This window comes from Enterobacter sp. PL_is379 (assembly GCF_055817355.1).
The window spans coordinates 173,231-197,833 of sequence record NZ_JBVPGT010000033.1; the positions used below are offsets into that span (position 1 = coordinate 173,231).

25 protein-coding genes and 5 tRNA genes are annotated in these 24,603 nt (G+C 55.3%); 19 read left to right on the forward strand and 11 right to left on the reverse strand.

All coding sequences use genetic code 11. From position 1 onward, the window contains the following. Positions 1–2: 2 nt before the first annotated feature. The 12 genes from tolR (at position 3) to pnuC (ending at position 7,167) form a co-directional block, all read left to right on the forward strand. Complete coding sequence (gene tolR, locus AC0TOY_RS22155; protein ID WP_003858589.1) at positions 3–431, forward strand: colicin uptake protein TolR; 429 nt, start codon at positions 3–5, stop codon at positions 429–431. 28 nt (positions 432–459) lie between these two features. After that, a complete protein-coding gene (gene tolA / locus AC0TOY_RS22160; protein ID WP_473722566.1) occupies positions 460–1,665 on the forward strand; it encodes a cell envelope integrity protein TolA in 1,206 nt (401 codons plus the stop codon). A gap of 134 nt (positions 1,666–1,799) precedes the next feature. Then, complete coding sequence (gene tolB, locus AC0TOY_RS22165; protein WP_032649508.1) at positions 1,800–3,092, forward strand: Tol-Pal system beta propeller repeat protein TolB; 1,293 nt, start codon at positions 1,800–1,802, stop codon at positions 3,090–3,092. A 35-nt stretch (positions 3,093–3,127) separates the two neighbouring features. Continuing rightward, a complete protein-coding gene (gene pal / locus AC0TOY_RS22170) occupies positions 3,128–3,649 on the forward strand; it encodes a peptidoglycan-associated lipoprotein Pal (protein WP_003858578.1) in 522 nt (173 codons plus the stop codon). A 9-nt stretch (positions 3,650–3,658) separates the two neighbouring features. Then, positions 3,659–4,450: a cell division protein CpoB gene (gene cpoB, locus AC0TOY_RS22175; RefSeq protein WP_024908792.1), complete on the forward strand. Its 792-nt coding sequence runs from the start codon at positions 3,659–3,661 to the stop codon at positions 4,448–4,450. A gap of 161 nt (positions 4,451–4,611) precedes the next feature. Continuing rightward, a tRNA-Lys gene (locus AC0TOY_RS22180) sits at positions 4,612–4,687 on the forward strand. Positions 4,688–4,713: 26 nt separating this feature from the next. Then, positions 4,714–4,789: transfer RNA gene (locus tag AC0TOY_RS22185), tRNA-Val, on the forward strand. Positions 4,790–4,792: 3 nt separating this feature from the next. Continuing rightward, positions 4,793–4,868 (forward strand) — tRNA-Lys (locus AC0TOY_RS22190). A gap of 146 nt (positions 4,869–5,014) precedes the next feature. Further along, positions 5,015–5,090: transfer RNA gene (locus AC0TOY_RS22195), tRNA-Lys, on the forward strand. Positions 5,091–5,114: 24 nt separating this feature from the next. Continuing rightward, positions 5,115–5,190, forward strand: a tRNA-Lys gene (locus AC0TOY_RS22200). 191 nt (positions 5,191–5,381) lie between these two features. Next, entirely contained in the window at positions 5,382–6,425 is a 1,044-nt protein-coding gene (nadA, locus tag AC0TOY_RS22205; RefSeq protein WP_008501105.1) for a quinolinate synthase NadA, read from the forward strand. 22 nt (positions 6,426–6,447) lie between these two features. Continuing rightward, positions 6,448–7,167 carry a nicotinamide riboside transporter PnuC gene (gene pnuC / locus AC0TOY_RS22210; protein WP_024908791.1) on the forward strand — a complete coding sequence of 240 codons (720 nt, stop codon included), beginning with the start codon at positions 6,448–6,450 and terminating at the stop codon, positions 7,165–7,167. Here pnuC and zitB read toward each other — a convergent pair. Both zitB and AC0TOY_RS22220 read right to left on the reverse strand, forming a co-directional pair. Beyond that, the gene (gene zitB, locus AC0TOY_RS22215) at positions 7,164–8,102 is read right to left on the reverse strand and encodes a CDF family zinc transporter ZitB (RefSeq protein ID WP_024908790.1); all 939 of its coding nucleotides are present in this window, start codon (positions 8,100–8,102) and stop codon (positions 7,164–7,166) included. The genes pnuC and zitB overlap by 4 nt on opposite strands. Positions 8,103–8,208: 106 nt before the next feature. After that, positions 8,209–8,589, reverse strand: coding sequence for a protein YbgS (locus AC0TOY_RS22220; RefSeq protein WP_024908789.1), 381 nt, complete (start codon positions 8,587–8,589; stop codon positions 8,209–8,211). Positions 8,590–8,893: 304 nt separating this feature from the next. Here AC0TOY_RS22220 and aroG point away from each other — a divergent pair, with 304 nt between their 5' ends. Next, positions 8,894–9,946: a 3-deoxy-7-phosphoheptulonate synthase AroG gene (gene aroG, locus AC0TOY_RS22225; RefSeq protein WP_024908788.1), complete on the forward strand. Its 1,053-nt coding sequence runs from the start codon at positions 8,894–8,896 to the stop codon at positions 9,944–9,946. A 61-nt stretch (positions 9,947–10,007) separates the two neighbouring features. Here the strand turns inward: aroG and gpmA are convergent, their stop codons facing one another. From gpmA to modE, 7 genes are all read right to left on the reverse strand, one after another. After that, a complete protein-coding gene (gene gpmA / locus AC0TOY_RS22230) occupies positions 10,008–10,760 on the reverse strand; it encodes a 2,3-diphosphoglycerate-dependent phosphoglycerate mutase (RefSeq protein WP_023310804.1) in 753 nt (250 codons plus the stop codon). Between the two features lie 206 nt (positions 10,761–10,966). After that, positions 10,967–12,007 carry a galactose-1-epimerase gene (gene galM / locus AC0TOY_RS22235; RefSeq protein WP_473722568.1) on the reverse strand — a complete coding sequence of 347 codons (1,041 nt, stop codon included), beginning with the start codon at positions 12,005–12,007 and terminating at the stop codon, positions 10,967–10,969. Further along, the gene (galK, locus tag AC0TOY_RS22240) at positions 12,001–13,149 is read right to left on the reverse strand and encodes a galactokinase (protein ID WP_032649494.1); all 1,149 of its coding nucleotides are present in this window, start codon (positions 13,147–13,149) and stop codon (positions 12,001–12,003) included. The genes galM and galK overlap by 7 nt, the downstream gene beginning before the upstream one ends. A gap of 3 nt (positions 13,150–13,152) precedes the next feature. Further along, complete coding sequence (gene galT, locus AC0TOY_RS22245) at positions 13,153–14,199, reverse strand: galactose-1-phosphate uridylyltransferase (RefSeq protein ID WP_417927102.1); 1,047 nt, start codon at positions 14,197–14,199, stop codon at positions 13,153–13,155. 9 nt (positions 14,200–14,208) lie between these two features. Then, positions 14,209–15,225, reverse strand: coding sequence for a UDP-glucose 4-epimerase GalE (gene galE / locus AC0TOY_RS22250; protein WP_048992115.1), 1,017 nt, complete (start codon positions 15,223–15,225; stop codon positions 14,209–14,211). A 201-nt stretch (positions 15,226–15,426) separates the two neighbouring features. Further along, positions 15,427–16,899: a molybdate ABC transporter ATP-binding protein ModF gene (gene modF / locus AC0TOY_RS22255; RefSeq protein WP_473722569.1), complete on the reverse strand. Its 1,473-nt coding sequence runs from the start codon at positions 16,897–16,899 to the stop codon at positions 15,427–15,429. A 67-nt stretch (positions 16,900–16,966) separates the two neighbouring features. Next, positions 16,967–17,755 carry a molybdenum-dependent transcriptional regulator gene (gene modE / locus AC0TOY_RS22260; RefSeq protein ID WP_024908782.1) on the reverse strand — a complete coding sequence of 263 codons (789 nt, stop codon included), beginning with the start codon at positions 17,753–17,755 and terminating at the stop codon, positions 16,967–16,969. A 127-nt stretch (positions 17,756–17,882) separates the two neighbouring features. Between modE and AC0TOY_RS22265 the strand changes: the two genes are divergently transcribed. The 4 genes from AC0TOY_RS22265 to modC all read left to right on the forward strand — a co-directional run bounded on the left by AC0TOY_RS22265 (position 17,883) and on the right by modC (position 20,734). Next, on the forward strand, positions 17,883–18,032 hold the full coding sequence (locus AC0TOY_RS22265; protein ID WP_008501118.1) for an AcrZ family multidrug efflux pump-associated protein: 150 nt from the start codon (positions 17,883–17,885) through the stop codon (positions 18,030–18,032). Between the two features lie 178 nt (positions 18,033–18,210). Next, positions 18,211–18,984, forward strand: a complete 774-nt coding sequence (modA, locus tag AC0TOY_RS22270; protein ID WP_048992111.1) for a molybdate ABC transporter substrate-binding protein — start codon at positions 18,211–18,213, stop codon at positions 18,982–18,984. After that, positions 18,984–19,673, forward strand: coding sequence for a molybdate ABC transporter permease subunit (modB, locus tag AC0TOY_RS22275; RefSeq protein ID WP_032649484.1), 690 nt, complete (start codon positions 18,984–18,986; stop codon positions 19,671–19,673). The genes modA and modB overlap by 1 nt, the downstream gene beginning before the upstream one ends. Before the next feature lie 2 nt (positions 19,674–19,675). Further along, positions 19,676–20,734: a molybdenum ABC transporter ATP-binding protein ModC gene (gene modC / locus AC0TOY_RS22280; RefSeq protein WP_407859597.1), complete on the forward strand. Its 1,059-nt coding sequence runs from the start codon at positions 19,676–19,678 to the stop codon at positions 20,732–20,734. On the opposite strand, the gene AC0TOY_RS22285 is transcribed toward modC, so the two are convergent. Then, positions 20,735–21,553: a pyridoxal phosphatase gene (locus AC0TOY_RS22285; RefSeq protein WP_148769225.1), complete on the reverse strand. Its 819-nt coding sequence runs from the start codon at positions 21,551–21,553 to the stop codon at positions 20,735–20,737. Between the two features lie 140 nt (positions 21,554–21,693). Here AC0TOY_RS22285 and pgl point away from each other — a divergent pair, with 140 nt between their 5' ends. Both pgl and tisB read left to right on the forward strand, forming a co-directional pair. Next, positions 21,694–22,689: a 6-phosphogluconolactonase gene (gene pgl / locus AC0TOY_RS22290; RefSeq protein WP_473722570.1), complete on the forward strand. Its 996-nt coding sequence runs from the start codon at positions 21,694–21,696 to the stop codon at positions 22,687–22,689. A 442-nt stretch (positions 22,690–23,131) separates the two neighbouring features. Next, positions 23,132–23,221, forward strand: coding sequence for a type I toxin-antitoxin system toxin TisB (gene tisB / locus AC0TOY_RS22295; RefSeq protein WP_023332440.1), 90 nt, complete (start codon positions 23,132–23,134; stop codon positions 23,219–23,221). A 55-nt stretch (positions 23,222–23,276) separates the two neighbouring features. On the opposite strand, the gene AC0TOY_RS22300 is transcribed toward tisB, so the two are convergent. Beyond that, positions 23,277–24,560 (reverse strand): putative acyl-CoA thioester hydrolase, encoded by a 1,284-nt coding sequence (locus tag AC0TOY_RS22300; RefSeq protein ID WP_024908776.1) that lies wholly within the window; start codon positions 24,558–24,560, stop codon positions 23,277–23,279. Positions 24,561–24,603 lie beyond the last annotated feature (43 nt).

The window sequence follows — 24,603 nt, forward strand, 5'->3', positions numbered from 1 at the left end:
CCATGGCCAGATCGCGTGGACGAGGTCGTCGCGAGCTCAAGTCCGAAATCAATATCGTTCCACTGCTGGACGTCCTGTTGGTACTGCTGCTGATCTTCATGGCGACAGCGCCAATCATTACCCAGAGCGTGGAAGTGGATCTGCCGGATGCGACAGAATCACAGGCGGTGAGCACCAATGACGATCCTCCGGTTATCATTGAGGTTTCCGGCGTAGGGCAATACAGCGTCGTGGTAGAGAAAGATCGTATGGATCAGCTGCCGCCTGAGCAGGTGATTGCTGAAGCGCAGCGTCGCCTGGAGTCAAATCCGAAAACGGTCTTCTTAATCGGTGGCGCGAAAGACGTACCCTACGATGAAATTATTAAAGCGCTGAACTTGCTACATAGTGCGGGTGTTAAGTCAGTTGGCTTAATGACCCAACCTATTTGATCATCCGCGTAGTTTTTGGGAACCGATAGTGTCAAAGGCAACCGAACAGAACGACAAGCTTAAGCGAGCGATAATCGTCTCCGCAGTGCTGCACGTTATTCTCTTTGCAGCGCTGATCTGGAGTTCGTTCGACGAGCATATTGATGCATCAGCCGGCGGCGGTGGAGGGTCTTCCATTGACGCCGTGATGGTGGATCCCGGTGCGGTAGTACAGAACTATAATCGCGAACAACAGCAGAAGGCGAGTGCCAAACGGGCTGAAGAGCAGCGTGAAAAACAGTCGCAACAGCAGGCGGAAGAGCTGCGTGAAAAGCAGGCCGCAGAGCAGGAACGTCTGAAGCAGCTTGAGAAAGAACGTTTGCAGGCGCAGGAAGCTGCGAAAGAGCAGGCGGAACAGCAGAAACAAGCCGAAGAGGCCGCGAAGAAAGCACAGGAACAGCAAAAGCAGGCGGAAGAGGCGGCAGCAAAAGCCGCAGCGGACGCGAAAGCGCAGGCTGATGCCCAGGCGAAATTAGCGGCAGAAGCGGCGAAGAAAGCCGCTGCTGATGCTCAGAAGAAAGCTGAAGCAGAAGCGGCGAAGAAAGCTGCTGCAGATGCTCAGAAGAAAGCTGAAGCGGAAGCCGCGAAGAAAGCCGCTCAGGACGCAGAGAAGAAAGCTGCTGCCGAGGCCGCTAAGAAAGCGGCTGCTGCTGAGAAAGCGGCAGCAGAAAAAGCAGCTGCCGCGGAAAAAGCCGCTGCTGATAAAAAAGCTGCAGCTGAGAAGGCCGCTGCCGATAAGAAAGCCGCAGCTGAAAAAGCGGCTGCTAAAAAGGCTGCCGCCGCTGAAAAAGCTGCTGCTGCCGCAGGGGTTGACGATCTGCTGGGCGATTTGAGCTCCGGTAAGAATGCACCGAAAACGGGCGGTGGGGCGAAAGGAAACAACGCAGCGCCGACCGGAAGTGGTAACACTAAGAGTAACGGTGCGACCGGGGCTGAAATCAACGGTTATGCCGCGCAGATTAAATCCGCTATTGAAAGCCGATTCTATGATGCGTCTTCCTATACCGGTAAAACGTGTACGTTGCGTATAAAACTGGCTCCGGACGGCATGCTGCTGGATATCAAGTCGGAAGGTGGCGACCCGGCTTTATGTACTGCGGCCCTGGCTGCAGCGCGTCAGGCGAAGATGCCGAAACCGCCGTCTCAGGCAGTTTACGAAGTCTTCAAAAATGCGCCGCTGGACTTCAAACCTTAAGTTACATTTTCCCCGTGCAAACGGGGAAAAATAGACCAGGTTTAGTCACAGGGTTCGGGTAGTTTTGTCTATTTGAGTTTGTTAACATTCTGCTAAATTATCGTGGGTAAGGTTACCCGGATAAGGGAGATATGATGAAGCAGGCATTACGTGTAGCATTTGGTTTTTTAATGCTGTGGGCAGCAGTACTGCACGCAGAAGTACGTATCGAGATCACCCAGGGGGTGGACTCGGCACGCCCAATCGGTGTTGTTCCGTTCCAGTGGGCCGGTCCTGGCGCTGCACCTGAAGATGCCGGTGGCATCGTGGCGGCTGACCTGCGTAACAGCGGTAAATTCAACCCGTTAGATCGTTCTCGTCTGCCTCAGCAGCCGGGTAGCGCGCAGGAAGTACAGCCTGCAGCATGGTCTGCACTGGGTATTGATGCCGTGGTTGTGGGTCAGGTTACGCCTAACCCGGACGGCTCTTACAACGTGGCCTGGCAGCTGGTGGATACCGGCGGTGCACCGGGTACCGTTCTGGCTCAGAACTCTTACAAGGTCACTAAGCAGTACCTGCGCTACGCGGCTCACGCTGCCAGCGATGCGGTATTCGAAAAACTGACCGGCATTAAAGGTGCGTTCCGTACCCGTATTGCTTATGTGGTCCAGACCAACGGTGGTCAGTTCCCATATGAGCTGCGCGTATCTGACTACGACGGCTACAACCAGTTCCTGGTGAAACGTTCTTCACAGCCGCTGATGTCTCCAGCCTGGTCTCCGGACGGTTCTAAACTGGCCTATGTCACCTTCGAAAGTGGCCGTTCAGCACTGGTTATCCAGACGCTGGCAAACGGTGCTGTTCGTCAGGTAGCATCTTTCCCACGTCACAACGGTGCGCCTTCGTTCTCTCCGGACGGTTCTAAACTGGCGTTTGCGCTGTCAAAAACCGGTAGCCTGAACCTGTACGTGATGGACATTGGCTCTGGCCAGATCCGTCAGGTGACCGACGGTCGCAGCAACAACACCGAACCTTCATGGTTCCCGGACAGTCAAAACCTGGCGTTTACCTCTGATCAGGCTGGCCGTCCACAAATCTACAAAGTCAACATCAACGGCGGTGCTCCGCAGCGTATTACCTGGGAAGGTTCGCAGAACCAGAACTCAGACGTGAGCAGCGACGGTAAATTTATGGTAATGGTGAGCTCCAACGGTGGGCAGCAGCACATTGCCAAACAAGATCTGGTAGCGGGTGGCGTTCAAGTTCTGTCGTCAACGTTCCTGGATGAAACGCCAAGTCTGGCACCTAACGGCACGATGGTAATCTACAGCTCTTCTCAGGGGATGGGATCTGTGCTGAATCTGGTTTCTACAGATGGGCGTTTCAAAGCGCGTATTCCGGCAACTGATGGACAGGTAAAATCTCCTGCCTGGTCGCCGTATCTGTAAATAATAATTAATTGATTACTAAAGGAATCATAGAAATGCAACTGAACAAAGTGCTGAAGGGGCTGATGATCGCTCTGCCTGTAATGGCAATCGCAGCGTGTTCTTCTAACAAGAACGCAAGCAATGACCAGAGCGGCGAAGGCATGATGGGTGCCGGCACCGGTATGGACGCGAACGGCAATGGCAACATGTCTTCTGAAGAGCAAGCGCGTCTTCAGATGCAGCAGCTGCAGCAGAACAACATCGTTTACTTCGATCTGGATAAATACGACATCCGTTCTGACTTCGCTGCGATGCTGGATGCGCACGCTAACTTCCTGCGTAGCAACCCATCTTACAAAGTCACCGTAGAAGGTCACGCGGACGAACGTGGTACTCCAGAGTACAACATCTCCCTGGGTGAACGTCGTGCTAACGCTGTTAAAATGTACCTGCAGGGTAAAGGCGTTTCTGCTGACCAGATCTCCATCGTTTCTTACGGTAAAGAAAAACCTGCAGTACTGGGTCACGACGAAGCGGCTTACTCCAAAAACCGTCGTGCCGTACTGGTTTACTAAGAGAATTGCATGAGCAGTAACTTCAGACATCATCTGTTGAGTCTGTCGTTACTGGTTGGAATAGCGGCCCCCTGGGCCGCTTTTGCTCAGGCACCAATCAGTAGTGTCGGCTCAGGCTCGGTAGAAGACCGGGTCACTCAACTCGAGCGTATTTCTAACGCTCACAGCCAGCTTTTAACCCAACTCCAGCAACAGCTCTCCGATAACCAGAATGATATTGACGCTCTCCGCGGTCAGATTCAGGAAAGCCAGTATCAGCTTAACCAGGTTGTGGAACGTCAGAAGCAGATTTTGCTGCAGATGGATAGCCTGAGCAGCGGTAGTGCAGCACAAGCACAGCCAGCCGCGGGCGATCAGAGCGGTGCAGCGACATCAGCTCCGGCTGCGGATGCTTCTGCTTCAACAGGTGCGCCTGTACAGAGCGGTGACGCGAATACGGACTACAACGCGGCCATTGCCCTGGTGCAGGATCAATCTCGTCAGGATGACGCGCTTGCTGCGTTTCAGAACTTTGTTAAGAAATACCCTGATTCCACTTATCAGCCAAATGCGAATTACTGGCTCGGTCAGCTGAATTACAACAAGGGTAAAAAGGACGATGCGGCGTTTTATTTTGCCTCCGTGGTAAAAAACTACCCGAAATCGCCAAAAGCGCCTGATGCGATGTACAAAGTGGGCGTCATCATGCAGGACAAAGGCGACACTGCGAAAGCCAAAGCGGTTTATCAGCAGGTGGTCTCTAAATTCCCGGGTACCGAAGGTGCTAAGCAGGCGCAAAAACGTCTGAATTCGATGGGATGATTATCGCATGACCAGAAATCGCGTTATTTCTGGTCGTGCAGCATGATTACTAAGCAGTTAAGTGATCTTCATCGAAATTTTTGTTGCGCAGAATTCTTAAATCAGTAATATATGCCGCCGTTGCCACGGGATATCAAACAACGTGAAAACAGCGTAAAAGTGGGTCGTTAGCTCAGTTGGTAGAGCAGTTGACTTTTAATCAATTGGTCGCAGGTTCGAATCCTGCACGACCCACCACTTAACGCATACCGGCAGTACAGAGTGGGTGATTAGCTCAGTTGGTAGAGCATCTCCTTTACACGGAGGGGGTCGGCGGTTCGAGCCCGTCATCACCCACCACTCGGGTCGTTAGCTCAGTTGGTAGAGCAGTTGACTTTTAATCAATTGGTCGCAGGTTCGAATCCTGCACGACCCACCAATTTTAATATCTTACTCAGATATTAAACGTGAAGGATAACGTTGCTTTAGCAACGGCCCGAAGGGCGAGGCGAAGCCGAGTCATCCTGCACGACCCACCACTCTCCGGTGGTACCGAGTAAAAATCTTCGAAGTCAGCACCCGAATGGGTCGTTAGCTCAGTTGGTAGAGCAGTTGACTTTTAATCAATTGGTCGCAGGTTCGAATCCTGCACGACCCACCACTTCGAAGAAAAAAATCCCGCAAGGGGTCGTTAGCTCAGTTGGTAGAGCAGTTGACTTTTAATCAATTGGTCGCAGGTTCGAATCCTGCACGACCCACCAGTGTAGAAAGGCGCCCTAAAGGCGCCTTTTTGCTATCTGCGGTACAACAAATGCTCCGCCCATCTATTCCCGGTGACTTTTCAGTCCAGATTCGCTATCTTGTTTAGTATACAAAACACAATTGCCACGCGTTTTGCTATGTCAGGCAAAAGAAAGGCAATATTGTTAAGCCAGTAAAACGAGAAGCCATAATGAGTGTGATGTTTGATCCTGAAGCCGCAATCTATCCGTTTCCGCCAAAGCCTGTCCCGCTGAGCCAGGATGAAAAGCAATTCTACCGCGAGAAGATCAAACGTCTTCTTAAAGAGCGCGATGCGGTAATGGTGGCCCATTACTACACCGACCCGGAAATTCAGCAGCTGGCTGAAGAGACCGGAGGCTGCATTTCTGACTCACTGGAGATGGCACGCTTCGGTGCACGACACCCCGCTTCCACGCTACTGGTTGCTGGCGTGCGTTTTATGGGCGAAACGGCAAAGATCCTGAGCCCTGAAAAAACCATTCTGATGCCCACGCTTAACGCGGAGTGTTCGCTGGATCTGGGCTGTCCGATTGACGAATTCACGGCCTTCTGTGACGCCCACCCTGATCGGACCGTGGTGGTTTACGCCAACACCTCTGCGGCGGTAAAAGCGCGGGCCGACTGGGTAGTCACGTCGAGCATCGCCGTTGAGCTGATTGAACATCTGGACAGCCTGGGAGAGAAAATTATCTGGGCGCCAGATCGTCATCTTGGAAATTATGTCCAGAAGCAGACGGGGGCTGACGTTCTCTGCTGGCAGGGCGCCTGCATCGTGCATGATGAATTCAAAACCCAGGCGCTGGCGCGCATGAAGGCACTTTATCCTGACGCCGCCATTCTTGTTCACCCTGAGTCACCGCAGTCAATTGTCGACATGGCGGATGCCGTGGGCTCAACCAGCCAGCTTATCAACGCGGCAAGGACGTTGCCTCACAAGCAGCTCATCGTGGCGACCGATCGCGGTATCTTCTATAAGATGCAGCAGGCCGTGCCGGAGAAAGAGCTCCTTGAAGCGCCAACGGCGGGTGAGGGCGCAACGTGTCGCAGCTGTGCCCATTGCCCGTGGATGGCGATGAACGGCCTGAAGGCCATTGCCGAAGGGCTCGAGACAGGCGGTGCCGCACATGAAATCCATGTGGACGCCGCTCTGCGTGAAGGGGCGTTGATTCCGCTTAACCGCATGCTGGATTTTGCGGCTACACTACGTACTTAATTCAACACGCCGCGGAGAAAAGATGGATTTTTTTAGCACACATAACATTCTGGTTCATATACCGATTGGTGCAGGTGGCTATGACCTGTCATGGATTGAGGCCGTTGGCACGCTGGCGGGATTACTCTGTATCTGGCTGGCAAGCCTGGAGAAGATCAGCAACTATGCGTTCGGGCTGATTAACGTCACGCTGTTTGCGATTATCTTCTTCCAGATCCAGCTTTACGCCAGCCTGCTTTTACAGCTGTTCTTCTTCGCCGCCAATATCTACGGCTGGTACGCGTGGTCGCGTCAGAACAGCCAGCAGGAGGCAGAGCTGCAGATCCGCTGGCTGCCCTTGCCGAAAGCCATCGCCTGGTTCGTCGCCTGCGTGGTGGCCATTGGCTTAATGACCGTCTACATCAACCCGGTGTTTGCGTTCCTGACCCGCGTCGCCGTTTCGGTCATGTCTGGCATCGGCCTGAACGTGACGATGCCAGAGCTGCAGCCGGATGCTTTCCCGTTCTGGGATTCCTGCATGATGGTGCTGTCGATTGCGGCGATGATCCTGATGACCCGTAAATACGTTGAGAACTGGCTGCTGTGGGTCATCATCAACGTGATCAGCGTGGCGATCTTCGCCCTGCAGGGCGTCTATGCGATGTCGCTGGAATATCTGCTGCTGACCTTCATTGCGCTGAACGGCAGCCGGATGTGGATTAACAGCGCGCGTGAGCGAGGCTCTCACGCGCTTTCCAGCTAGTGGTGATGATGATGTGAATGTCCGGACTGCGCCTCGTTAAGGTGGCAGTCCGGCCCGTTACAGGGCTGATACTCCATCTGGATGGTGGAGTGGCCAATTTCGTAGTGATGCTCAAGAAAATGCTGGATGCGTTCCAGCAGCGCATCGTGGTCGTGAGGCGGGATCACCTGGACGTGCAGCGTCATGACCGGTTTTTCCCCCACCAGCCAGACGTGCACATGATGAACATTGCGGACTTCCGGGACTGAACGGCGCAGGTTGCGCTTCAGCTCGTCAATATCCATGGATGCCGGTGCCCCTTCAAGCAGTTCATTCACGCTCTCCTTCAACAGCCGCCAGGCACTGCGTAAGACCAGACACGACACCAGCACGGACAGAATCGGATCGACAGGCGTCCAGCCGGTATAGAGGATCACCAGCGCGGCGACAATCGCCCCGACGGAACCGAGTAAATCCCCCAGAACATGCAGCGCCGCCGCGCGCACGTTGAGGTTCTTTTCCCCGCTGCCGCGGTGCAGAATCCAGAAGGCCAGGATATTCGCCAGCAGCCCTGCCACGGCAATCACCATCATGGTCGCTCCGGCGATCGGCTGAGGATGCCGGAAGCGCTGTACGGCCTCCCAGACGATAAGCACGGTAATGACCACCAGCGCAATGGCGTTAACAAACGCGGCCAGGGTGGTCAGCCTCAGCCAGCCGAATGTGTGGCGCGCATTCGGTGGACGACGCGCGAACTGCACCGCCAGCAGGGCGAAGAGCAGGGCGGCGGCATCGGTCAGCATATGTCCGGCATCGGCCAGAAGCGCCAGAGAGCCGGAAACCAGGCCGCCAATGACCTCGATAACCATAAACGTTGCCGTGACGCCAAAGGCCAGCATCAGTCGTTTAGCGTTGTCGTTGCCGGGAGAATGCGAGTGGGAATGGGAGTGCGCCATGTCTGCTTTCCTGATGTGTTATTGTTTTTAGTGTAGCGTTTTTAATAGGTTACTCCAAAAAGAAAGGAGAGCCTGGGCTCTCCTTTTTTTGACGGTTCATAACAAATTACTGGGTGGTGCCATCAGTTTTGGTATTGGCGTCGTTACCCACTTTGTCGTTAGGGTCCGGGCATTTGCCGTCCTTACACATCGAGTTCTTATGAACCTCATCCGAACTCATATTGTCATGATTCATGGTACCGGAACCGCTGCCGTTGGGATGCAGCATCGTGCCGCCGGTGTTGGTGTTCCCGGTATTGATCTGGTTGTTGTCGACATTATTCGGGGCGATATTCTGTTTCGCATCTGGGGCGGGCTGGCCTGCTGCCGCAGCCGCATTTGCATCCCCGTTGCTGTCTGATGTGCCCGTTTCCGCGGCCAGGACGCTGCCGCTGGCCAGAGTGAGTGTGGCGGTCAGGAAGAGGGTTGCCAGTTTTGTCATTTTCATCATGGTGCTCCTGTTCTTGTCGTTACGCTGGATAACATTCTCCAACAGTGCATCTTTTTCAGAGGCGAAAGATTCCGCCTTACGGACTTACGTCAGTAGGGAATCGCGTTTAAGCGTGTAAAATTGGTTGTTACAGTTAAAAAGCTTAGGTTAGATCTCATTTTTCGCTATTTTGTGGCGATTTTTAGGCGAATTCCAGGAATTATCTGCGTGAAGTGTAAAACCGTGTTTACACTTCCTGGTCGACAAGATAGATTGAAAGGATTGCTTTCATTACTAAAGATATGGCAGAGCTGGAAAGAAAATGAATTATCAGAACGACGATTTACGCATCAAAGAGATCAATGAGTTATTACCTCCTGTAGCGCTCCTTGAGAAATTCCCCGCCACTGAAAATGCCGCAAACACGGTTTCTCATGCACGTAAAGCGATCCATAAGATCCTGAAAGGTAATGACGATCGTCTTCTGGTGGTGATTGGCCCGTGCTCCATTCACGATCCTGCAGCCGCGAAAGAATACGCTGCCCGTCTGCTCACCCTGCGTGAAGAGCTGAAGGACGAGCTGGAAATCGTCATGCGCGTCTACTTTGAAAAACCGCGCACCACCGTGGGCTGGAAAGGGCTGATTAACGACCCGCACATGGACAACAGCTTCCAGATCAACGACGGTCTGCGCATTGCGCGCAAGCTGCTGCTGGAGATCAACGACAGCGGCCTGCCTGCAGCCGGTGAATTCCTGGACATGATTACGCCACAATACCTGGCAGACCTGATGAGCTGGGGCGCAATTGGTGCCCGTACCACTGAATCTCAGGTGCACCGCGAGCTGGCGTCCGGTCTCTCTTGCCCGGTGGGTTTCAAAAACGGCACTGACGGCACCATCAAGGTCGCCATTGACGCCATCAACGCAGCGGGCGCGCCGCACTGCTTCCTGTCGGTGACCAAATGGGGTCACTCCGCCATCGTTAACACCAGCGGTAACGGCGACTGCCATATCATTCTGCGCGGCGGCAAAGAGCCGAACTACAGCGCAAAACACGTGGCAGAGGTGAAAGTCGGGCTGGAAAAAGCCGGGCTGCCACCGCAGGTGATGATCGATTTCAGCCACGCCAACTCCAGCAAGCAGTTTAAAAAGCAGATGGAAGTGGGTGCAGATGTCTGTCAGCAGATTGCCGGCGGTGAGAAGGCGGTGATTGGGGTGATGATCGAAAGCCATCTGGTTGAAGGTAACCAGAATCTGGAAGGCAGCGAACCGCTGGTGTATGGCAAAAGCGTGACCGATGCCTGCATCGGCTGGGACGATACCGATACCATCCTGCGTCAGCTGGCGAATGCGGTAAAAGCGCGTCGCGGCTGAATTATCAGGCACAAATAAAAAAGCGCGGAAGGCTCCGCGCTTTTTTTATGTCTGGCGAAAATTACTTCGCTTTACCCTGGTTCGCGACAGCCGCTGCTTTCGCCGCGATCTCTTCCGCGTTACCCAGATAGTAATGTTTGATTGGCTTGAAGTTTTCGTCGAACTCATACACCAGCGGTACGCCAGTTGGGATGTTCAGTTCGAGGATTTCGTCTTCACCCATGTTGTCCAGGTATTTCACCAGCGCGCGCAGGGAGTTACCGTGAGCCGCGATGATCACGCGCTCGCCGCTTTTCAGGCGTGGCAGAATGGTTTCGTTCCAGTAAGGCACAACGCGGTCGATGGTCAGCGCCAGGCTCTCGGTGGTTGGCAGCTCAGCGTCGGTCAGCTTCGCGTAACGCGGGTCGTGGCCCGGGTAGCGCTCGTCATCTTTGGTCAGCTCTGGCGGGGTGATTGCGAAGCCGCGACGCCACTGTTTAACCTGCTCGTCGCCATATTTCTCAGCGGTTTCCGCTTTGTTCAGGCCCTGCAGCGCACCGTAGTGACGTTCGTTCAGTTTCCAGGACTTCTCAACCGGCAGCCAGGCCTGATCCAGTTCGTCCAGCACGTTCCACAAGGTGTGGATGGCACGTTTCAGCACAGAGGTGTAAGCAAAATCAAAGCTGAAGCCTTCTTCCTTCAGCAGTTTACCTGCTGCTTTTGCTTCGCTTACGCCTTTCTCAGACAGATCAACGTCGTACCAACCGGTAAAGCGGTTTTCGTTGTTCCACTGGCTTTCGCCGTGACGCACCAGGACCAGCTTAGTTATAGCCATCTCTTACTCCTCAAGCATTTTTAGAATGATAACAATTCTCATTATATTGCCGTGGCCGTGCCACCAGCAACGCTTAACCCTAACCATAGCGAAAATAGTCTCTGAGTGTAAGATGCTTGTGAATCCAGGGTTATGATTTTGTCTGCGATCGGCGCTATTTTCAGCAAGGCGCGCAGAAAAAAGCCCTCCGATGGGAGGGCTGGAAATCAATGCGGAATGAAATGATACTCTGTGACGCTAACGTACTCTTCACCCGGGCGCAGCACGCAGTCCGGCTGGGGCCATTCCGGATGGTTCGGGCTGTCCGGCAGGAACTCGCTCTCCAGCGCCAGGCCTTGCCAGTCGCTGTACTCTTCGTGTTCGCGCGCCGTCGTTCCGCCGAGATAGTTACCTGAGTAGAACTGCAGGGCAGGGGCAGTGGTATACACCGTCATCTGCAGCTTCTCATCCGCAGACCAGACCTGCGCGGCAGGTTGTTTCACATCACCTTTGGCCTGTAGCAGGAACGCGTGGTCGTAGCCTTTCACCTTGCGCTGATCGTCATCGCTCAGGAAATCCTGGGCGATCGTTTTCGGGCTGCGGAAGTCAAAGCTGGTGCCGCTCGCGTCTTTGAGGCCCTGATGCGGAATACCCATCTCGTCAACCGGCAGCCAGGCATCCGCCAGGATCTGCAGCCTGTGGTTACGCACGTCGCACTGGTTACCGTCCAGATTAAAGTACGCGTGATTGGTCAGGTTGACCGGACACGGCTTGTCGACCGTCGCACGGTATTCAATGGCGATACGGTTGTCGTCGGTCAGCGTAAAGCGCGCGGACGCGATAAGATTCCCCGGGAAGCCCTGATCGCCGTCAGGCGAATCCAGCGAGAACAGCACTTCCCCGTCGTTTTGACGAACAATCTTCCAGCGGCGTTTATCAAACCCGTCCGGTCCGCCGTGCAGCTGGTTCTCACCCTGGCTTGGAAGCAGGGCGTACTGCACGCCGTCGAGCTCAAAACGGCTCTTCGCGATGCGGTTCGCATAGCGCCCAACGGACGCGCCCAGATAGGCGGACTGATTGACGTACTGCTCAGGCGAGGCGCAGCCCAGCAGGGTTTCGCGCACGCTGCCGTCCGGCATCGGTACGCGGGCAGAAAGAAGGGTAGCACCCCAGTCCATCACCGTAACGACCATCCCTGCGCGGTTGCGCAGGGTTAACAGGCGATACGGCAGACCATCCGGTGCGAGGGTAGGCGTTTCGTTTAGCACTGTCCGGCTCCTTGTGATGCTTTGCAAACATAGAAGGTTTCTTTGATACCTGTTTTTGCTTCGTACTGCTTCGCCACGGCATCCTGTACGGCAGGAACCAGCTCTTCAGGCACCAGCGCAACGACGCAGCCGCCAAAACCGCCGCCCGTCATGCGCACGCCACCTTTGTCGCCGATGGTGGCTTTGACGATGTCCACCAGGGTGTCGATCTGTGGAACGGTGATTTCAAAATCATCGCGCATGGAGGCGTGAGATTCCGCCATCAGCTCACCCATACGTTTCAGGTCGCCTTTCGCCAGCGCGGAGGCGGCTTCAACGGTACGGGCATTTTCCGTCAGCACGTGACGAACGCGCCTGGCAACGACCGGATCCAGCTCGTGCGCCACTTTGTTAAATTCATTGAGCGTTACGTCGCGCAGGGCGGGCTGCTGGAAGAAGCGGGCACCGGTTTCGCACTGTTGGCGGCGGGTGTTGTACTCGCTGCCCACCAGCGTGCGCTTAAAGTTGCTGTTGATGATTACCACAGCCGCGCCTTTTGGCAGGGGAACGGCTTTAGTGCCCAGCGAGCGGCAGTCGATCAGCAGCGCGTGTTCTTTTTTGCCCAGCGCGGAGATCAGCTGGTCCATAATGCCGCAGTTACAGCCCACGAACTGGTTTTCCGCTTCCTGACCATTCAGGGCGATTTGCGCGCCATCCAGCGGCAAATGATAAAGCTGCTGGAACACCGTACCCACGGCGACTTCCAGAGACGCAGAGGAGCTTAAGCCCGCACCCTGCGGCACGTTGCCGCTGATAACTAAATCTGCGCCGCCAAAGTTTTTGTTACGCTTCTGCAGATGCTTCACCACGCCGCGCACGTAGTTTGACCACTGCTGGCTGTCGTGCGTCACAATCGGGGCATCGAGAGAAAACGCGTCCGTCTCATTACCGTAATCCGCTGCAATCACGCGAACCTGGCGGTCGTCGCGCTTCGCACAGCTGATCACCGTCTGGTAATCGATGGCGCACGGCAGGACGAAACCGTCGTTATAGTCGGTGTGTTCACCAATCAGGTTGACGCGGCCAGGGGCCTGGATAACGTGGGTGGCAGGGTAGCCAAATTTTTCAGCAAACAGGGATTGTGTTTTATCTTTCAGACTCATTTTTTAGACTCCTGATTCGCGATAGTGGACGTCGCTAACGGCACGCAGACGTTCTGCCGCCTGTTCCGCCGTCAGGTCACGCTGGGTTTCCGCCAGCATTTCATAGCCCACCATAAATTTACGCACCGTCGCAGAGCGCAGCAGCGGCGGATAGAAATGGGCGTGCAGCTGCCAGTGTAGATTCTTTTCGCCGTTAAACGGGGCGCCGTGCCAGCCCATGGAGTACGGGAAGGAGCACTGGAACAGGTTGTCGTAACGACTGGTCAGTTTTTTCAGCGCCAGAGCAAGGTCGTCGCGCTGCGCGTCGCTGAGTTCGGTGATGCGCTGTACGTGCGCTTTCGGCAGCAGCAGCGTTTCAAACGGCCAGGCTGCCCAGTAAGGCACGACGGCCAGCCAGTGTTCGGTTTCCACCACGGTGCGGCTGCCGTCGGCCAGCTCACGGCGGGTGTAATCGACCAGCATTGGGGAACCGTTTTCCGCGTAATACGCTTTTTGCAGACGATCTTCACGCTCGGCTTCGTTAGGCAGGAAGCTGTTCGCCCAGACCTGGCCGTGCGGATGCGGGTTAGAGCAGCCCATAGCCGCGCCTTTGTTTTCGAACACCTGCACCCACGGGTAAGTTTGACCCAGCTCGGCGGTTTGCGCCTGCCAGGTGCTTACCACCTCTTTCAGCGCTTCCACGCTCAGCTCCGGCAGCGTTTTGCTGTGATCGGGGGAGAAGCAGATCACGCGGCTGGTTCCGCGCGCGCTTTCGCAGCGCATCAGCGGGTCGTGGCTTTCCGGCGCGTCTGGGGTGTCGGTCATCAGGGCGGCAAAATCGTTGGTGAAGACGAAGGTGCCTTTGTAGTCCGGGTTTTTATCCCCGGTGACGCGCGTGTTGCCCGGACAGAGGAAGCAGTCCGGGTCGTGCTGTGGCAGCGTTTGTTTCGCAGGCGTTTCCTGCGCCCCCTGCCAGGGGCGCTTGGCGCGATGCGGAGAAACCAAAATCCATTGCCCGCTTAACGGGTTAAAACGACGATGCGGATGATCGACGGGATTAAATTGCGTCATGACGGATCCTTAGTCCGGATAGCCCTGCGGGTGGCGTGACTGCCAGTGCCAGGTATCCTGTGCCATTTCATCAAGCGTGCGCGTGACACGCCAGTTAAGCTCTTTGTCGGCTTTGGTGGCATCGGCCCAGTAAGCAGGCAGGTCGCCATCACGACGCGGTGCGAAGTGGTAGCTCACCGGCTTACCGCAGGCTTTGCTGAAGGCGTTAACCACGTCCAGCACGCTGCTGCCGACCCCGGCGCCGAGGTTGTAAATATGCACGCCCGGCTTGTTGGCCAGCTGCTGCATCGCCGCCACGTGGCCGTCGGCCAGATCCATGACGTGGATGTAGTCACGCACGCCGGTGCCGTCTTGGGTAGGGTAGTCATTGCCAAAAATCGCCAGCGAGTCGCGGCGACCCACGGCAACCTGCGCGATATACGGCATCAGGTTGTTCGGGATGCCCTGCGGATCTTCACCCATATCGCCGGACGGATGGGCGCCGACCGGGTTGAAGTAGCGCAGCAGCGCGATGCTCCACTCCGGCTGCGCTTTTTGCAGGTCGGTCAGGATCTGCTCCACCATCAGTTTGCTTTTGCCGTACGGGCTTTGCGGTGTCCCGGTTGGGAAGCTTTCAACGTAAGGGATTTTGGGCTGATCGCCGTAGACGGTAGCCGAAGAGCTAAAGATGAAGTTTTTGACGTTGGCCGCACGCATGGCGGAGATGAGACGCAGAGTACCGTTGACGTTGTTGTCGTAATACTCGAGCGGTTTCGCAACGGATTCACCGACCGCTTTCAGACCTGCGAAGTGGATCACCGCTTCGATGGCGTGGTCGTGAAGGATCTCGGTCATCAGCGCTTCGTTGCGGATGTCGCCTTCTACAAAAGTCGGTTGTTTACCGCCAAGACGTTCAATCACAGGCAGCACGCTGCGCTTACTGTTGCACAGGTTGTCGAGGATGATGACGTCGTGACCGTTTTGCAGCAGTTGCACGCAGGTATGACTACCTATGTAACCGCTACCACCTGTTACCAGAACTCGCATATTTCGCTCCATTGGGCTTATGGTATGTAATAACCATAGCATAACAGAGACGCGAAAAGTGTGACATGGGATAAAATAGTGGAATCGTTTACACTGTTTTTAAAGTCCGATTATCAGCCGCTGTGGGGCATTGTAGATCAACGCGATAGCAATGTCTTTGTGCAGGTTATCTGAAAAACGGAGGGCGGTGCCCTCCGGGGGTTAATCGATTTTGCTTTGCAGATAACGATACTGCTCACCGTCCGGAACAAACTCCAGTCGATGGGTGATGCAGGAGGGGGCATCTTCGGCATGGTGTGAAACGAAAAGCAGCTGCGTTTCACCTTCGCTAATCAGCACGTCCACAAAGCGGCGGATAAGCTGTCGGTTCAGCGGATCGAGTCCCTGCAGCGGTTCGTCGAGGATCAGCAGCGTAGGGTGTTTTACCAGCGCGCGAACGATCAGGGCCAGACGCTGCTGCCCCCACGACAGACTATGAAACGGTGCGTCAGCGACCCGGTTGTCCATGCCAAGGATATCCAGCCACTGCTGGGCCAGCTTGTGCTGTTTGTCCGACACCGCCTGATAAATACCGATGGAATCAAAATAGCCGGAGAGGATCACGTTGCGTACCGTGGTACTGACCCGGTAATCCAGATGCAGGCTGCTGCTGACATAGCCGATATGTTTTTTAATATCCCAGATGGTTTCGCCGCTGCCGCGACGCCGACCGAACAGCGTCAGATCGTTGCTATAGCCCTGCGGGTGATCGCCGGTGATCAGGCTAAGCAGCGTTGATTTTCCCGCGCCGTTAGGGCCGACAATCTGCCAGTGCTCGCCTGGATTGACCGTCCAGCTTAGACGGTTAAGGATCGGGCGATCGTCATAAGAGACCATCCCATCCCGCAGCACGATGCGCGGCTGGTGGGGGTCAAGCGCATGGCGCGCCGAAGGGGCGTCAGGTTCCGGAAGAGTAATACCGTCGAGCTGTTCGCTGTGCGCGAGCTGGGCAATGAGCGCCTGCTTAAGCAGTGCGGTTTTTTCGCCGGTCTCGGTCAGGTTACAGTCGGCCAGGACGCCCGCGTGCTGGATAAAGTCCGGAATTTCATCGAAGCGGTTAAGTACCAGCACGAGGGTATATCCCTGCCGATTAAGCGACTCCAGCAGAGCAGCAAGCTGCGCGCGGGACTGCACGTCAAGACCGTCGAACGGTTCGTCCAGAATAAGAAGGTCAGGCTCGCTCATCAGCGCCTGACAAAGCAGCGTTTTCCGCGTCTCGCCGGTCGAAAGGTATTTAAAGCGCCGGTTCAGCAGGGCAGTGATACCGAACCGTTCTGCCAGGCGCTGACAGCGGGCGGGGTCTTTCACCTCATCCTGAATAATTTCTGCCGTCGTACGGCCGGTATCGTCTTCGCCAGGGCTGAGTAAATCGGTGTTGTTGCGCTGCCACTCGTCGCTGACCAGCTTTTGCAGTTGTTCAAACGACAGGCGCGTCAGGCGCGTAAAGGTGCTCTGGTATTCGCCCTTGAGGAGGTTGAGCTCGCCGGCCAGCGCGCGGGCCAGCGCAGATTTACCGCTGCCGTTAGTGCCGACAAACGCCCAGCTTTCACTCGCGCGTATCGTCAAATCAGCAATCGTCAGCGTTCGGACATCGCTAAGACGAAACGTGCCTTGCGAAATATGCAATGATAACATGATTTATCCCTGTTTTTGCAGCAATAGATATCAGGGATACGCACTGTCGGGGCGATTGTCAATGTGCTCAGCACAATGTGGCGATAATCACCCGATCGGCGTTGAACCAGGCGGTGACGACAGTACCTTCTTCTAAACCGTCCGCATCGCTAAGCGGTATCGTCGCGCAAAGCCGTTGCCCGTCTGCCAGGGTCATCAGCACTTCGCACTGCGCCTGGCCGCGTTCGATGTGGCTAATTGCGCCCTGCAGCTGGTTATCTGCTGCCTTTGCGGTGTCGGGATCGCGCGTGATATTGACCCACGGTGCTTTCAGCAGCACCAGCACCTCTTTCCCTTCGTCCAGCTCAAGGCGCTCTGCACTCTGCGCCGTTATGGCGGCTTTCAGACGGGTGGTGCCATCGGCAAGCAGGATTTCAATATGCTGCTGTACCTGGAGATTATCGCGCGCCGTCACCGTGCCAAACCACTGGTTGCGGGCGCTGGTTTGTAATGAGAAGCGGGAAATGGCGGCCAGCAAACTGTCCAGCGGAACGTCGTCGTCGTCGCTCAACACATCAAACGCTTTTTGCTGGATTCGGGCCAGCAGATCGTAAAGCTGAATAAGGCGCTGACCGTAACGTGTCACGATTGCACCGCCGCCGCCTTTGCCGCCCGTGGCTCTGTCTACCAGCGGCTGTTCGCTCAGGGTGTTCATCTCGTTGATGGCGTCCCAGGCGCTTTTATAGCTGATGCCCGCGTTTTTCGCCCCCTGGCTAATCGAGCCTGTTTGTTCTATTTGTTTAAGCAGGGCGATACGTCGCGGATCGGCGAAAAGCTTTTGCTGAAGTCGGAGTGTGAGAAGAATTTCGGCCTGCATAACAGTGTCCTGGCAAAAAGAGTATTGTGACCCAAATGGTGCAGGGCGCAAAGGGTACCGCACAAAAGGGGATGTTTTTCTCACTTGAAAGGGTAGAATAAGCTATTCACAATATCTGGAGAAAACCATGTTAGAGTTGTTGAAAAGTCTGGTATTCGCCGTGATCATGGTACCAGTAGTGATGGCCATCATCCTCGGTGCCATCTACGGCCTGGGTGAAGTGTTCAACGTCTTTTCGAACATTGGTCACAGAGACCAGGCTAAAAAGCAGCATTGATTCCCCACAAAACGCCCGGCTTGCCCGGGCGTTTTGCTCTCAAGATTTTCCCGTTTTCGCCGATAATATTTAACGTATCACACCGGTTTACCTCTTCAGCGGTACGATTTAACGCTGGGATCTCCCTGACGTTACCGTTATATTAATATGTATATAACGCTACTCACAGGAGTTAAAAATGGCACGTACCTGGGTACGCCTTTTCGCAGGGGCAACGCTGACGCTTTCACTTACCGGCCACGCGCTGGCGGACGACGGTAAAATCACGGTCTTTGCGGCGGCGTCGCTGACCAACGCGCTGCAGGATATCGCGGCGACGTATAAAAAAGAGAAAAACGTCGAGGTGGTCTCCTCTTTTGCCTCTTCCTCGACGCTGGCGCGCCAGATAGAAGCGGGCGCACCGGCGGATCTGTTCATCTCTGCCGATCAGAAGTGGATGGATTACGCGGTGGAGAAGAAAGCGATTGATGCGGCAACCCGCGAAACGCTGCTGGGGAATAGCCTGGTTGTCGTGGCGCCAAAAGCCAGCGCCCAGGCGGACATTACCATCAACAAAGAGACCAACTGGACGAGCCTGCTGAACGGTGGCCGTCTGGCGGTGGGCGATCCGGAGCACGTTCCGGCCGGTATTTATGCCAAAGAAGCGCTGCAAAAGCTGGGTGCATGGGAGACATTGTCGCCGAAGCTGGCTCCGGCGGAAGATGTACGCGGCGCGCTGGCGCTGGTAGAACGCAACGAAGCCCCGCTGGGCATTGTGTATGGCTCTGATGCCGTTGCCAGTAAAGGTGTAAAAGTGGTCGCAACGTTCCCGGAAGACTCCCACAAGAAAGTGGAATATCCTGTTGCGATTGTTGATGGACATAAAAATGCGACCGTGACGGCCTTCCGCGATTACCTGAAGGGGCCGGAAGCGTCCGCAATCTTTAAACGTTACGGATTTACGACTCACTGATGATATTGACCGATCCTGAATGGCAGGCTGTTCTGCTGAGCCTTAAAGTCTCTTCCCTGGCGGTTGCGCTGAGTTTGCCCTTTGGGATCTTCTTTGCCTGGTTACTGGTTCGCTGTCAGTTTCCCGGCAAAACGCTGCTCGACAGCGTGCTTCATCTTCCGCTCGTGTTGCCGCCCGTGGTGGTCGGTTACCTGCTGCTGATTTCGATGGGGCGGCGCGGTTTTATCGGCGAGAAGCTCTACGACTGGTTTGGGCTGACGTTTGCGTTTAGCTGGCGCGGTGCGGTACTGGCGGCGGCGGTGATGTCATTCCCGCTGATGGTGAGGGCGATACGCCTCGCGCTGGAAGGCGTGGACATAAAGCTTGAACAGGCGGCGCGTACGCTGGGTGCCGGGCGCTGGCGCGTCTTTTTCACCATCACGCTTCCCCTGACGTTACCCGGCATTATTGTTGGCACGGTGCTGGCCTTCGCCCGCTCGCTGGGCGAGTTTGGCGCGACCATCACGTTTGTGTCGAACATCCCCGGCGAGACGCGAACCATCCCGTCGGCGATGTATACTCTGATTCAAACGCCGGGCGGTGAAGGCGCGGCGGCGCGTCTGTGTATTATTTCAATTGTGCTGGCGCTGGCATCGCTAATGGTGTCTGAATGGCTGGCGCGGCTCAGCCGCGAGCGAATGGGGAAATAAGCATGCTGGAACTCCATTTCACCCAGACGCTGGGAAACCATACCCTGACGCTTAACGAGACGCTGCCGGCAAGCGGCATCACCGCCATCTTTGGCGTGTCGGGGGCGGGAAAAACGTCGCTGATTAATGCCATCAGCGGTCTGACCCGCCCGCAGTCAGGCCGTATTGTCCTGAATGACCGCGTCCTGAATGACGTGGAGAATAAGGTTTATCTCTCGCCGGATAAGCGCCGCATCGGCTATGTTTTCCAGGACGCGCGCTTATTCCCGCACTACAGCGTGCGCGGCAACCTGCGTTACGGCATGGCGAAGAGCATGGCCGGGCAGTTTGATAAGCTGGTGACGCTTTTAGGTATTGAACCTCTGCTCGACAGGCTGCCTTCCTCGCTTTCCGGCGGAGAAAAACAGCGCGTGGCCATTGGCCGCGCGTTGCTGACCGCACCCGAACTGCTGCTGCTCGACGAACCGCTGGCCTCGCTGGATATTCCGCGTAAACGCGAACTTCTGCCTTATCTACAGCGCCTGACGCGCGAGATTAATATTCCGATGCTCTACGTCAGCCATTCGCTGGATGAGATCCTCCACCTGGCCGATAAGGTGCTGGTGCTGGAAGAGGGTCGCGTCAAGGCCTTCGGCAACCTGGAAGAGGTGTGGGGCAGCAGCGTAATGCACCCGTGGTTACCCCGGGAACAGCAGAGCAGCATCCTGAAAGTGAGCGTGCTGGAACACCACCCGCACTATGCGATGACCGCCCTGGCGCTGGGTGACCAGCATCTTTGGGTCAATAAGATTGATAAACCGTTACAGTCCGTACTGCGAATTCGCATTCAGGCGTCGGACGTCTCGCTGGTGCTGCAACCGCCGCTGCAAACCAGTATTCGAAATATTCTGCGCGCCAAAGTCGCGGAGTGTTTTGATGATAACGGGCAGGTGGAAGTGAAGCTTGAAGTGGGAAGCAGAACGCTCTGGGCGCGCATCAGCCCGTGGGCCAGGGATGAGTTAGGGATCAAACCCGGCCTGTGGCTTTACGCGCAAATCAAGAGTGTCTCGATCACCGCCTGATTACAGCAGGTGGGTATAAATGTACTGCGCGATGCTGTCGGTGGTGTTGTCGCCGATCACCACGTTAGCACGCGCTTTGACCGCGTCGTCGGCATTGCCCATCGCCACGCCGGTACCGGCGGCTTCCAGCATGCTGATGTCGTTGTAGTTGTCACCGAAGGCGATCACGTCCTGCATTGACCCGCCCTGCGATTCCACGTACTGCGTCAGCCGTTTGCCTTTGCTGTTGCCTTTACGGGCAATATCCACCTGATCGTGCCAGGACCATTCGCACTCCAGACCCAGCGTCTGTTCCACGTGTTTTGCGAAGGCATTCAGTTTGGTGGTGTCTTCATCCGTCAGGGCGAATTTCCAGATAGCCTCAACGTCCTGGGCTGCCTGACGCAGTGAAGATACCTGAGTAAAGACCGGACGCTGCGCTTCAGGCAGGGACAACGCCCAGTTGCTGGTGCGCACCACATGGCCGGTTGGGCGCTCGTACACCATCGCGTTATCCACGTACATCAGGCCGTGAACGGCATGCTCATCCAGCAGATCAATCAGTTGCAGCGCCTGGGGAACCGGCAGCGGGTCGGATGCTAAAACCTTTTTTGCCTGATAATCATACAAATAGGTGCCATTACAACAAATTGCAGGTGTATCTAACGCCAGTGCCTGATAAAAAGGGTGAATGGCAACGTGATGTCGACCCGTTACGATAAGGAGTTGATATCCCGCTTCCTGTGCGCGTTTAAGCGCTTCCAGAGAAGAGGGAAGAAGGTTTTTTTGCGGCGTCAGTAAGGTACCGTCTAAATCCAGAGCAATCACACGCGAGGTCATCTGTTTTCCCGGGTTAATATTGAATTTACGTTTTGATGGGATGGTACACCGAGAGGCGAATGCTTCAAAACTCCTGTCGACAATTCAGCATTCACCGTCAAAAGTTAACTACTTTCATGCGCAGTGAGGAGTGAATATTCATGAAACAAACCGTTTATACCGCCAGTCCTGAAAGCCAGCAGATCCACGTCTGGCGTTTAAATACCGAAGGGACACTCACGCTGGTGCAGGTTGTTGATGTGCCAGGCCAGGTGCAACCGATGGTCATCAGCCCGGATAAACGTTTCTTGTACGTGGGTGTGCGCCCGGAGTTCCGCGTGCTGGCCTATCGCATTTCTCCGGATGATGGCGCGCTGACGTACACTGCCGAAGCCCCGCTGCCGGGCAGCCCAACCCATATCTCTACCGATCGTAAAGGCAATTTTGTCTTCAGCGGCTCCTACAACGCGGGCTGCGTCAGCGTAACGCGTCTGGAAAATGGCATTCCGGTCGAAACCGTGGATGTGGTGGAAGGGCTTGAAGGCTGCCACTCGGCGAATATCACGCCGGATAACCGCACGCTGTGGGTGCCTGCGCTGAAGCAGGATCGTATCTGCCTGTTCACCCTGAGCGACGATGGTCACCTGGTGGCGCAGAATCCTGCCGAAGTCACGACGGTAGAAGGCGCAGGCCCGCGTCATATGGTCTTCCATCCGAACCAGCAGTACGCCTACGTGGTGAACGAACTGAACAGCTCTGTGGACGTGTGGGAACTGAAAGATCCTAACGGCCAGATTGAGTGCGTGCAGACGCTGGACATGATGCCGTCTGACTTCTCCGATACCCGCTGGGCGGCGGATATTCACATTACGCCAGATGGCCGTCATCTTTACGCCTGTGACCGTACCTCCAGCCTGATTACCGTGTTTAGCGTTTCTGAAGACGGCAGCGTGCTGGCGGTTGAAGGCTTCCAGCCAACGGAAACCCAGCCGCGCGGCTTTAATATCGATCACAGCGGTAAATACCTGATTGCAGCGGGGCAGAAATCCCACCACATCGCGCTGTATGAAATCAAAGGCGAGCAGGGTCTGCTGGAAGAGAAAGGACGTTACGCCGTCGGCCAGGGGCCAATGTGGGTCGTGGTAAACGCTCACTAAGCGGCTAAAACAAAAAACCTCGCGGATGCGAGGTTTTTTTATGCCCGGTGGTTGCCGGGTGAGCACATCAAAACGTAACCAACATGGTCATCATAATGTCGACTCAAGGTGAAGTAAACGCATCGTCAACGAAGGACAAAGAACACAGAATGATTATCGGTTGTTATTTTTAAAATAATCAGTTGTTTAGAGGCGTTTTCTTTATAAATTCCTAAACTGACCTTATCTGTTTTTATGTACAGTAGTGATTTGATATCATTCTGTCCGTTGGCTTGATGTGTTGCAGTTCCGCAATTCAGAATCCTTATTCAGTGCTGGCTGTCGGGTGGTGCCGACAGTGCCTAAACTGCGGAGCATATCAAAACATAACCAACACACCTCTGGTGACAGGCCGCGGAAAGGTAAATCAGGGGAGAAGTGCTCTATACCAAAGGAGTGGCGTATGAGCGGTGTGGAATGGGCAATTCTGTTCCTGCAACTCATGGTTGCGATTATGCAACTATTGGATGCGTATCTTAAGTTTGGAGCCTGACGCATTCAGTCGCAGTAAAAAGGGGGATTAAGCTCCCCCTTTTACTCTCATCTTATTACTGCTTCGGCTCAGCAACCACTTTGCTACCCAGACCGCGGTTGTTGTATTCCCACATGCGGTTGAAGTTAGCGTCGTTCAGGTTGCGCTGCACGTTCCCTTTATCATCCATCGCACCGGTATTGCCGGAGAACGGACGTTTGGAGATTGCTGCATCAGCCCACGGCTTCGCCATGTTGAAGCCTTCGTTGATCACGCTGTCGCGGATCACGACCTGGCCGTTAGTGGCAGAGTCCACGTCCAGGGAACGTCCCAGCTGCGCCACGCCGTCACCGGCAGCATTAAAGCGGCTGTTCACGGCCAGGAAGCCGTAGAAGAGGTTAGACTGGGTTGCTGGAGCAAATACGTAACCTTCCTGCTGAGTACGTGAGTTCACCACGCGGAAATCGGTGTTATCAAACACCACCGCGCCGCGACCGGACACCAGATCCACGTCACCTTCAACGTAGCTGTTGGTCACCAGGGTACGGGTCAGGCGGTTATTCTGCAGGGCGTTCTGCACGCCGCTGTTGGTCACGAAGAAGGTGTTCTGACGGCCCAGAATGTTGACGTTGTTAATCTGCACCTGGTCACCATCGCTACGCAGCGCAACGGCCTGGTGGTTACCGGCATCAACGCTGTCGCCCAGGGTATTCTGGATGGTCAGGTTCTGCAGCTGCAGACCGTTATTCTGAGACCAGAACACCGCTGAGCACATCACGCCAATGGTGGCGGAACGCTTGCTCTGGCAGTTATCAAACATGTACCACGCCGGTTTACCCGGCATATATTTACCGGCCGGGTTCACCAGGTGACGCCAGGTGTTGCTGTCGATTTCGGAATCAATCGCCAGGCCAATTTTTACGTCGATAGCTTTTTCGCCCAGACCGTAAAGCGTAATGCTGCCTGGTGCGGCCGGAACATACACGGTGCCTTCATATTCACCTGGCAGGATCGCGATGTACTGGCGAGACGCGCTGTGTTTAGTGATGGCAGCATCAACCGCAGCCTGAATAGAGGTATGCGTTACGCCCTGCGCACCCGCCGGGCCTACCACGAAGTCAGGCTGTTTAGGCAGGTTAATAGACGACGGTGTCCACGGTGCAGCGTTAGGATCCATCGCTGAGAAGTAGTGCGCACGATCGAAGTTCTTCGCTTCATCAGCGGACAAAATCGGGCGGGAGGCGGTACCGGGCGCAACCTGCTCAGAAGGTCGCTGATCCGGTGGGGTTGAACTGCATGCGGATAAGGTCACGCCAAAGGCGAGTGCTAACGCCAGACGGGAAATCCTGGAAATGTTCAAGGTGAAGCTCCTGGGTATGCAAGTCTTTACGGGATAGACGAAA